The organism is Neisseria sp. HMSC058F07 (assembly GCF_001810035.1).
Taxonomy (GTDB): Bacteria; Pseudomonadota; Gammaproteobacteria; order Burkholderiales; family Neisseriaceae; genus Neisseria; species Neisseria perflava.
In genome coordinates this window covers 142,622-152,230 of record NZ_KV799706.1, presented here as the reverse complement: position 1 = coordinate 152,230, position 9,609 = coordinate 142,622, and the positions used below count along the sequence as shown (strand labels likewise).

10 protein-coding genes are annotated in these 9,609 nt (G+C 48.2%); 5 read left to right on the top strand and 5 right to left on the bottom strand.

Annotation, left to right across the window (positions count from 1 at the left end):
* The coding region (pta, locus tag HMPREF2696_RS08790; protein WP_070588327.1) for a phosphate acetyltransferase at positions 1-1,256 on the top strand (1,256 nt) is incomplete at its 5' end.
* A 117-nt stretch (positions 1,257-1,373) separates the two neighbouring features.
* A complete protein-coding gene (trmA, locus tag HMPREF2696_RS08785; protein WP_049335430.1) occupies positions 1,374-2,459 on the top strand; it encodes a tRNA (uridine(54)-C5)-methyltransferase TrmA in 1,086 nt (361 codons plus the stop codon).
* Positions 2,460-2,528: 69 nt separating this feature from the next.
* On the opposite strand, the gene HMPREF2696_RS08780 is transcribed toward trmA, so the two are convergent.
* On the bottom strand, positions 2,529-3,569 hold the full coding sequence (locus HMPREF2696_RS08780; protein ID WP_049335428.1) for a zinc-dependent alcohol dehydrogenase family protein: 1,041 nt from the start codon (positions 3,567-3,569) through the stop codon (positions 2,529-2,531).
* Positions 3,570-3,731: 162 nt separating this feature from the next.
* On the opposite strand from HMPREF2696_RS08780, the gene mutY reads away from it, so the two are divergent.
* Entirely contained in the window at positions 3,732-4,766 is a 1,035-nt protein-coding gene (mutY, locus tag HMPREF2696_RS08775) for an A/G-specific adenine glycosylase (RefSeq protein WP_070588325.1), read from the top strand.
* A 6-nt stretch (positions 4,767-4,772) separates the two neighbouring features.
* Here mutY and HMPREF2696_RS08770 read toward each other — a convergent pair whose 3' ends face one another.
* Both HMPREF2696_RS08770 and HMPREF2696_RS08765 read right to left on the bottom strand, forming a co-directional pair.
* Positions 4,773-5,129 carry a hypothetical protein gene (locus tag HMPREF2696_RS08770; RefSeq protein WP_004519372.1) on the bottom strand — a complete coding sequence of 119 codons (357 nt, stop codon included), beginning with the start codon at positions 5,127-5,129 and terminating at the stop codon, positions 4,773-4,775.
* Between the two features lie 3 nt (positions 5,130-5,132).
* Positions 5,133-5,330: a zinc-finger domain-containing protein gene (locus HMPREF2696_RS08765; protein WP_003745781.1), complete on the bottom strand. Its 198-nt coding sequence runs from the start codon at positions 5,328-5,330 to the stop codon at positions 5,133-5,135.
* 113 nt (positions 5,331-5,443) lie between these two features.
* Between HMPREF2696_RS08765 and HMPREF2696_RS08760 the strand changes: the two genes are divergently transcribed.
* Positions 5,444-5,938, top strand: a complete 495-nt coding sequence (locus HMPREF2696_RS08760) for a DMP19 family protein (RefSeq protein WP_039862028.1) — start codon at positions 5,444-5,446, stop codon at positions 5,936-5,938.
* 63 nt (positions 5,939-6,001) lie between these two features.
* On the opposite strand, the gene HMPREF2696_RS08755 is transcribed toward HMPREF2696_RS08760, so the two are convergent.
* Entirely contained in the window at positions 6,002-6,775 is a 774-nt protein-coding gene (locus HMPREF2696_RS08755; RefSeq protein WP_004519369.1) for a M48 family metallopeptidase, read from the bottom strand.
* A gap of 108 nt (positions 6,776-6,883) precedes the next feature.
* Entirely contained in the window at positions 6,884-7,792 is a 909-nt protein-coding gene (locus tag HMPREF2696_RS08750) for a serine hydrolase (RefSeq protein WP_371440889.1), read from the bottom strand.
* A gap of 313 nt (positions 7,793-8,105) precedes the next feature.
* On the opposite strand from HMPREF2696_RS08750, the gene clpX reads away from it, so the two are divergent.
* Positions 8,106-9,371 (top strand): ATP-dependent Clp protease ATP-binding subunit ClpX, encoded by a 1,266-nt coding sequence (clpX, locus tag HMPREF2696_RS08745; RefSeq protein ID WP_004519368.1) that lies wholly within the window; start codon positions 8,106-8,108, stop codon positions 9,369-9,371.
* Positions 9,372-9,609 lie beyond the last annotated feature (238 nt).

The following is a 9,609-nucleotide window of genomic DNA, read 5'->3' as shown; positions in this document are numbered from 1 at the left end:
AAAACGTCGAATTGGCGTTGTCTTTGGACGCAGGCGTTGTATTGGCGCTGAAATCCGACAACTCCGACGCAGCCGCCGTTGCCCAACAATTAAACCTCACCAAACAGCTCTACACCAACTCCCCGGGCTTATTGGAAGGCTTTATCATTGACGGCGCAGCCGCTGCTTTAGGCGCACAAGTTGCCGAGCAAACCGGCCTGACTTTCTTCGGCTCCAGCGACAAACTGCAAGACGTATCCGCTTTGGCCAAACGCGAAGCCAAACGCCTGTCTCCAGCCCAATTCCGTTACAACCTGATCGATTTCGCACGCAAAGCCGATATGCGCATCGTCCTGCCTGAAGGCGCAGAACCACGCACCGTCGCCGCTGCCGCTATCTGTCACGAAAAAGGCATCGCCCGTTGCGTACTGTTGGCGACCCGCGAAGAAGTTGAAGCCGTAGCGAAAGAACGCGGCATCTCCCTGCCCGATTCTTTGGAAATCATTGATCCAGCTACTTTGGTTGAACAATACGTTGAACCAATGTGCGAATTGCGCAAATCCAAAGGCCTGACTCCTGAAGATGCACGCAAACAGCTGCAAGACACCGTCGTACTGGGTACCATGATGATGGCTCAAAACGACGTAGACGGTTTGGTTTCCGGCGCAGTCCACACTACTGCCAACACCATCCGCCCTGCCCTGCAACTGATTAAAACCGCTCCGGGTGCAAGCCTTGTATCCAGCGTATTCTTCATGTTGCTGCCTAACCAAGTTTTGGCATTCGGCGACTGCGCGGTTAACCCGAACCCAACTCCGGAACAACTGGCCGACATCGCCATCCAATCTGCCGACAGCGCCAAAGCCTTCGGTATCGATCCCAAAGTGGCCATGATTTCCTACTCTACCATCAACTCAGGCAGCGGCCCTGATGTCGATGCAGTGATAGAAGCAACCAAACTGGCTAATGAAAAACGCCCTGATTTGGCCATCGAAGGCCCGTTGCAATACGATGCGGCTACCGTTCCATCTATCGGCCAATCCAAAGCTCCGGGCAGCGCTGTTGCCGGTCAAGCAACCGTTTTAGTTTTCCCAGACCTCAATACCGGCAACTGTACTTACAAAGCCGTACAACGCAGCGCCAACGTCCTGAGCGTAGGCCCGTTGTTGCAAGGTTTGCGTAAACCGGTTAACGACTTGTCCCGCGGCGCATTGATTGAAGACATCGTCTTCACCATCGCCCTGACTGCCGTTCAAGCCAAACAAATGCAAGGCTGATTGACAAGCTGATGCTTTGAAATCAAAGGCCGTCTGAAACCGATGTTTCAGACGGCCTTTCGTATATTTGCGCCAACTATATTATAATTCGCCATTATTTTCTGAAAGACTGCCCCAATGACTGCCTACCAGCAACAACTAGCCGACAAAAAGCAATATCTTCAGCAACTTTTCCAAGGACTGGATTTTCCTGAAATCGAAGTCTTTGAATCTCCGGAACAGCATTACAGAATGCGTGCCGAGTTCCGCATCTGGCATGAAGGCGGCGAAATGTTTTATGCCATGTTTGAGCGCGGGCAAAAGGCAAGTGGGGCAAGCCTGATCCGTTGCGACCAATTTCCTGCCGCGTCCAAATCCATCAATGCCTTGATGCCGAAACTGATTGAAGCCGCGTCCAATCATCCCGAACTGAAAAACCGCTGGTACGCCGTCGAATTTTTATCCACTTTAAGCGGCGAAATGCTGGTGACCATGATTTACCACAAGAAGCTGAACGACGCATGGCAACAAGCCGCGCAAGAGCTGGCGCACAATTTGGGCATTCATATCATCGGCCGCAGCCGCGGACAAAAAATCGTATTGAGCCAAGATTTTGTGACCGAAGCATTGGAAGTCAACGGCAAGACCTTCCGCTATCGTCAAATCGAGGGCAGCTTTACCCAACCCAATGCCCAAGTGTGCCAAAAAATGCTGACTTGGGCGTGTGATGCCGCGCAAAACTTAGGCAAAGACCTGCTTGAGCTGTACTGCGGTAACGGCAATTTCACCCTGCCGCTTTCGCAACATTTCAATCAGGTGCTGGCAACCGAAGTTTCCAAAACTTCCGTCAACGCCGCCCAATGGAATATTGAAGCCAACCAAATTACCAATCTCAAAATCGCTCGTCTGTCTGCGGAAGAATTTACCGAGGCCTACACGCAAAACCGTGAATTCCGCCGCCTGCAAGAACAAGGCGTCGACTTGAAAAACTATGATTTTTCAACCATTTTCGTTGATCCTCCACGCGCTGGTGTTGATGATGAGACGCTCAAATTAGTTGCCCAATTCGACAACGTCCTCTATATTTCCTGCAATCCTGAGACCCTGCGCACCAACCTCGACACGCTCTGTCAAACCCATACCATCGAACGCGCCGCCCTGTTCGACCAATTCCCATTTACCCACCATATCGAAAGCGGCGTTTGGTTGAAGAAGAAAAAATAAAACCATACAAAAAGGCCGTCTGAATGTTCAGACGGCCTTTAATTAACGGCATATTAAGTGATTTTCAAATCAATCCGCTTCCAAAACCACTTTCATGGCTTGGTTTTCAGCAGCGTGTTTGAATACATCGTAAGCTTTTTCCAATTCGCTGAATTTGAAATGGTGGGTCATCATCTTGGTGTAATCCACTGAGCTGCTGGAAATGGCTTTCATCAGCATTTCGGTAGTATTGGCGTTAACCAGGCCGGTAGTAATGGCAAGGTTTTTAATCCACAGTTTTTCCAGTTTAAAATCAACGGATTGACCATGTACACCAACCACAGCAATATGGCCGCCAGGTTTCACGATGTCTTGGCACATATTCCAAGTCGCAGGGATACCGACCGCTTCGATGGCGCAATCTACGCCATCTTCGCCGACGATAGCGGCAACTTGCTTGCTCACATCGCCGGAAGCAGGGTTGATGGTATGGGTCGCGCCCAATTCTTTCGCCAGTTTCAAGCGATTTTCGTCCATATCGCAAACAATGATGGCGGCAGGGCTATACAGTTGCGCAGTCAGCAATGCAGACATACCGACAGGGCCGGCACCGGCGATGAATACGGTATCGCCAGGTTTCACATCACCATATTGCACGCCGATTTCGTGGGCGGTAGGCAAGGCATCGCTCAACAGCAGAGCAACTTCTTCGTTGACGTTGTCAGGCAGCGGAACCAAGCTGTTGTCTGCATAAGGCGTACGGACGTATTCGGCTTGCGTGCCGTCAATCATATAGCCCAAGATCCAACCGCCGTTGCGGCAGTGTGAATAAAGTTGGATTTTACAGTTGTCGCAAGTACAGCATTTGCTGACACATGAAATAATGACTTTATCACCGACTTTGATGTTTTTTACAGCGTCGCCGACTTCTTCTACAATACCGATGCCCTCATGACCGAGAATACGACCGTCGGCAACTTCAGGGTTTTTACCCTTCCAAATACCCAAGTCAGTACCGCAAATCGTGGTTTTAACGATTTTGACGACTGCATCGGTCGGATCGATAATTTGAGGGCGGGGTTTTTCTTCGAAACGGATGTCGTTTGCGCCATGATAAACCATTGCTTTCATGTGAATCTCCTTGAGCGGTTAATAAACTTTAACAATACAGCGTAAATCCACATTAACTATATTTATATACCCCTCCACCTGATAAGTCAATCCTGATTATTATTTTGCATGTTATGCTGTAACATGCTGTTTTAAAAATAAATAACTAAAAAGTAAATATTAATGAACACACCCACATCCTTCGCACGACGACTCATCGATTGGCAGCGCCAACACGGCCGTCACGACTTGCCTTGGCAGGTCAAAGACCCTTATTCCGTCTGGCTTTCAGAGATCATGCTCCAACAAACGCAGGTTGCTACCGTATTGGACTACTATCCGCGTTTCTTAGACAAATTCCCAACCGTGCAATCGCTTGCCGCCGCGCCGCAAGACGAGGTTTTATCCTTGTGGGCAGGCTTGGGCTATTACAGCCGCGCACGCAATCTGCACAAAGCCGCGCAACAAGTCGTCGGACAATTCGGCGGTATCTTTCCATCCGAACGCAAAGACTTGGAAACGCTCTGCGGCGTAGGCAGAAGTACTGCCGCCGCCATTTCTGCCTTTGCTTTCAACCGACGCGAAACCATCTTGGACGGCAACGTCAAACGCGTCCTCTGCCGTGTTTTTGCCCAAGACGGCAATCCGCAAGACAAAAAATTTGAAAACTCGCTTTGGACGCTTGCCGAAAGCCTGATGCCGTCTGAAAACGCCGATATGCCTGCCTATACACAAGGGCTGATGGATTTGGGCGCAACCGTCTGCAAACGGACAAAACCTTTGTGCCATCAATGTCCTATGGCAGACATCTGCGAAGCAAAAAAACAAAACCGCATTGACGAGCTGCCCCGTAAAAAAACCGCTCCCGAAGTGCAAACCCTACCGCTTTACTGGTTGATTATTCATAATACTGACGGCGCATTATTGCTTGAAAAACGCCCTGCCAAAGGCATTTGGGGCGGTCTGTATTGCGTGCCCTGTTTTGAAAAATTAGACAATTTGTATGCTTATGCCGAGCGCTTCGGCATTGTTTCAGACGGCCTTGAAGAACAATCCACGTTTACCCACCGCCTGACCCACCGCTTATTGATGATTACCCCTTTTCAGACGCAACAAAGGCCGTCTGAACATCTTTCAGACGGCCTTTGGGTATCATCGGAACATTTGGCGGATTATGGCTTGCCCAAACCTTTAATCAAATATTTGGCTAAAGGCTAAACCGCTCTATTCCACAATCTCTTTAAATACAACTTCTTTCCCACCGCGAATCAGTACGGCAAACCCATCGCCAATCTGCCAACGCGAGCTTGGATTGGCGTACTCGACACCCTGACTGCGCAAGCGGACTTGCACCAGTTTCTCAACCGTATTGCCTTCACGCAGCTCAACCATCATCGGGCTGTGGCTGTTGATATAAATTGCAGTAATCGTCCGACCTTGTGCGGATTGATAACGGACAGAATACGTCTGCGCCTGTGCAATGACTGGTAACGGCGCGTCAGGGCGCACGGCCTTATACGAGCCGCACGCAGCGCACAAACTCAGGCACAAAGCGCAGATGACTTTGTTCAACATAGGCATAGATCAGTAATGGTGATGCGGAATCTCGCCATCAAGACGATAATAAGTGCCGCAATACGGGCATTCAATCTCACTGTTGGACTGAATCGGCAAGAACACGCGCGGATGGCCGTTCCATGTTTCATGATTAGGGCCGGAGCAATGCAGCGGCAAATCCTGCGGCTTGATGACTACAACGTTTTTTTCAGACTGTGTACTCATGGTTTGGTTCCTCACTATGTTTTCTTATCTTCCAATATTGTAAAGCAAAACGACCGATAGGTTCAGACTGAAAACATTATATAATCACTTTTTTCAGACGGCCTTTGATGATGATGACTACCCTGCTCCGCCTTCAAGATTTCGATACTTCCGATTCCGCTTCATTTCTTTATACACTCAGCGCAGCCTATTTGGATCACACCGAACAGGCAGGCGACGAGGAAATGTCCGGCCTCAACGACGAACAGCATACATTGACCGCCCTTTGCTACCTCGACAGCCAAGTTCAAGAAGGCGGCTTCGTACAGCTTATCGCTTCAGGATACGGAGAATACATCTTTGGCAATCCTGTTACCGACAGCCTGCGCTGCTGGCGCATCAAGCCGATACCGAAAATCTTAGACAAAGCCAAAGCCCTGTACGAAAAACACGGCGAAGCCATTGAAAAAATGGCAGACGAGCAAAGGGATTTCGACGAAATCCGCAAAGCTTTTCCCGATTTTGAAGAGCTTGACGGCGATTATTATGACGTTGCCGACGAAGACTTGGAAATTGCGGCAGCCTACGTTCAGGCAAATTGGGATAAATTTGCCAAACTGTCAGGCTGAAACCATAAAACTTTGCCGGTTTGAATCATCTGTTCAAACCGGCAAAATCATCAATACATCGAATTAACGTTTGTTTTTCTGATAAATCGGCATTACTTCAGGCAACATTTTGCGGATTGCATTGATACGCGCCTGATTGGTCGGGTGGGTCGACAAAATAGACAATGAGCTGCCGCCATGTACTTTGTTCATTTTTTCCCACACGCTTACCGCAGCCTCAGGGTTGTAGCCTGCTTCAGCCATCAAACGCACACCGCCGGCATCCGCTTCGCTTTCCTGATGGCGTGAGAACGGTTTGGTTGCCAACAAATCTGCTCCCAAGCCAACCAAATCACCATCTACACCGGTTGAGCTGGCCAAAATCGAACCACCCAAGCCGGTCAATACTTGCCCGCCCAAAGCTTTTTTACTGTGCTCCAACAGAGCATGGGTCATTTCATGGCCGACAACGGCGGCAATTTCAGCATCCGTCAGCTTCAATTTTTCTACTATGCCGGTGTACACGGCCATTTTACCTCCCGGCATTGCCCATGCATTCATTTCATCACTGCGGATAACGTTCATCTGCCAATTGAAAGGCACACCGGTTTTGTTAGCGCGCTCAGCATGAGGACGCAGACGTGCAAACACACGTTGAACACGTTGAGCAGTTGGAGAGGAAACATCCAAAGCTTTTTGACCACGCGCTTTTTGAATGACTTGTGAATAACTTTTAGCCGCGTCTTCATTTAAAGTCGCAGTATCGTAGCCAACCATATCCGCTACAGAAGTACAGCCGGTCAACGCCAAAATCACGCCCATGCCGGCCCAATATTTTTTATTCCATTTTTTCAACATGTTTTCTCTCTGTGTTTTTAAGTTAATGTAACGACATTGTACCCAAATTTAATACACTTTACACAAAAGGCCGTCTGAACGGTTTCAGACGGCCTTTAAGCGTAATATTTAAGAACGGCGCTGCAGCATCCAAGACTCAATCTTACGCGCATCGTTCACGCGGGTTGTGGAAGACGGAGAGTTGAGCAACACAATGGTAATCGGCTGATTCTGCACATTGGCCTTAACCACCATAGAACGTCCTGCTTCACGAATATAGCCTGTTTTCTGCAATTCAATATTCCAGCTGCCCTCACGCACCAAGGCATTGGAGTTTTTGTAGTTTTGACGACCGTTTGCCGTCCAAACCGAGCCGTAATTTGAAGTCGAATTTTTACGGATCAGCGGATATTTGCTGGCTGCCGCAACCATGCGGTTCAAATCACGCGCAGTTGAAACGTTTTGGAAATTCAAACCGGTAGGCTCATAGAAACGGCTGCTGGTCATACCCAGGCTTTGCGCTTTGGCATTCATTGCCGCAACAAACGCGCTCATACCGCCCGGATAAGTACGGCCCAATGCATGAGTGGCACGGTTCTCACTGCTCATCAGGCTCAAATGCAACAATTCGCCGCGTGTCAGCGTCGTGCCGATGCTCAAGCGGCTGCCCGTACCTTTCAGACGGTCGATTTCAGCCTCGGTAATCGTGATCGGCTCGTTCATATCCAGATGCGCATCCAAAACCACCATCGCACTCATCAATTTGGAAATAGAAGCAATCGGCATGACACGATCAGGGTTTTTCTGATACAGCACTTCACCGGTTTTATTATTGAAAATCAAAGCAGATTGCGAAGAAAGCAGAGGACCGGCCAAAGCGGCTTGAGCTTCGACTTGGTCGGCATGACTCAACGCAAAAGCTTCCATCGGGTCATTTTGCACTGGGAAATTTTGCTCCAAAAATTGTCCCAATACATCCATATCATCGGCAACGGCAGGCGCGGAAGCAAAAGCCAATGCCACACCTGTCCATACCATTCCTAAAGTTTTATAGAATTTCATATCTGCCAATTCAAAAAAATACATTTAATTCAACATTCTGTTAAATTTTTCGCTAATTGTAAAGCGAGTTGAGAAAACTTTGCGTTTGTTTGCGAGATATTCAAATCCAGCGCCCTCATCTGTTTCTTAGACGATACGGCGCAATGCCTGCTCTGATTTGAAAAAACACAAGATAGTCATTATACTTAGGCTCCCTTGTCAGAGGCATTCCCTCAATCCGGCAATACGCCCGAAATATCTGTTCCCCCTTTACAACACAGCCTCCATACAACCATACGAAGAAATTATTATGTCTGAAGAAAAACGCACCTGTTCATTTTGCGGGAAGTCCGAAAACGACGTTAAAAATCTGATCGAAGGCGAACACGCCTTCATCTGCAACGAATGTGTAGAAACTTGCGGCATGATGCTGCAAGACAACGAATCCGGCGAAATTGAAAACGAGCTTGCCAAAGCAAAAGAAGAAAACACCGAGAAAAAACTGCCTACCCCGGCCGAAATCGTTGCCAACCTCAACGACCACGTTATCGGTCAGGAACACGCAAAAAAAGCGTTGGCAGTATCGGTTTACAACCACTACAAACGCCTGCGCCATCCAAAAGCAGAGGGCAAGGTTGAATTGTCCAAATCCAACATCCTGCTCATCGGCCCTACCGGCTCAGGTAAAACCTTGTTGGCGCAATCTTTGGCGCGCAAACTGGATGTACCTTTTGTCATGGCGGATGCCACAACTTTAACCGAAGCCGGTTATGTCGGTGAAGACGTCGAACAAATCATCACCAAACTTTTGGGTAAATGTGATTTTGACGTTGAAAAAGCCCAGCGCGGCATCGTTTATATCGATGAAATCGATAAAATTTCACGCAAAAGCGACAATCCGTCCATTACGCGCGACGTATCTGGCGAAGGCGTGCAACAAGCCTTGCTGAAACTGATTGAAGGCACGGTAGCCAGCGTTCCCCCTCAAGGCGGCCGCAAACATCCGAACCAAGAATTCATCAACGTTGATACCACCAACATCCTCTTTATTTGTGGTGGCGCATTTGCCGGCTTGGAAAAAGTCATCCGTCAACGTACTGAAAAAGGCGGTATCGGCTTTGGTGCGGCGGTGCACAGTAAAGATGAAAACGCCGATATTTCAGCTCTGTTTGAGACAGTCGAGCCTGAAGATTTGATTAAATTCGGTTTAATTCCCGAGCTTATCGGCCGTCTGCCCGTGATTGCTACATTGGCAGAATTGGACGAAGATGCTTTAGTCAACATTTTGACCGAGCCGAAAAATGCCTTGGTCAAACAATATCAAACCTTGTTTGAAATGGAAGATGTCGGCCTTGAGTTTGAAGAAGATGCTTTGCGCAGCATCGCCAAACTAGCAATGGAACGCAAAACAGGTGCGCGCGGCCTGCGCTCTATCGTCGAACGTTGCCTCTTAGACACCATGTACACTCTACCAGATTTGAAAGACGTAGCAAAAGTCGTCATCAATAAAGAGGTCGTGGAAAAAGGCGAACAGCCAAAACTTTTCCGTGAAGACGGCAGCGAATATAAGCAATAAGGTTTATTCTCCGAAAAAGACGTGTACCCGTTACACGTCTTTTTTATTTTCTTAATAAAACCAAAACCATATTTCCTAATAATGCCCTTATACATAAAAAAACAAAGGCCGTCTGAAACATATTCAGACGGCCTTTGTTTTCAAGTTGCTCTAAGTCTGTCTTCATCCGGAGTATTGATGAGAGTGACTTCCTTGAATTTTATGAAGCTTATTTTTTTGCTTTTTTAGCAGCTTTTTT

Excerpts from the sequence above, each read along its gene's own strand:
- HMPREF2696_RS08780 (WP_049335428.1), bottom strand. The coding sequence starts at position 3,569 with ATGAAAGCAATGGTTTATCATGGCGCAAACGACATCCGTTTCGAAGAA.
- HMPREF2696_RS08760 (WP_039862028.1), top strand. The coding sequence starts at position 5,444 with ATGACTACCCTGCTCCGCCTTCAAGATTTCGATACTTCCGATTCCGCT.
- trmA (WP_049335430.1), top strand. The coding sequence starts at position 1,374 with ATGACTGCCTACCAGCAACAACTAGCCGACAAAAAGCAATATCTTCAG.
- HMPREF2696_RS08755 (WP_004519369.1), bottom strand. The coding sequence starts at position 6,775 with ATGTTGAAAAAATGGAATAAAAAATATTGGGCCGGCATGGGCGTGATT.
- mutY (WP_070588325.1), top strand. The coding sequence starts at position 3,732 with ATGAACACACCCACATCCTTCGCACGACGACTCATCGATTGGCAGCGC.
- HMPREF2696_RS08770 (WP_004519372.1), bottom strand. The coding sequence starts at position 5,129 with ATGCCTATGTTGAACAAAGTCATCTGCGCTTTGTGCCTGAGTTTGTGC.
- HMPREF2696_RS08750 (WP_371440889.1), bottom strand. The coding sequence starts at position 7,792 with ATGGTATGGACAGGTGTGGCATTGGCTTTTGCTTCCGCGCCTGCCGTT.
- HMPREF2696_RS08765 (WP_003745781.1), bottom strand. The coding sequence starts at position 5,330 with ATGAGTACACAGTCTGAAAAAAACGTTGTAGTCATCAAGCCGCAGGAT.
- clpX (WP_004519368.1), top strand. The coding sequence starts at position 8,106 with ATGTCTGAAGAAAAACGCACCTGTTCATTTTGCGGGAAGTCCGAAAAC.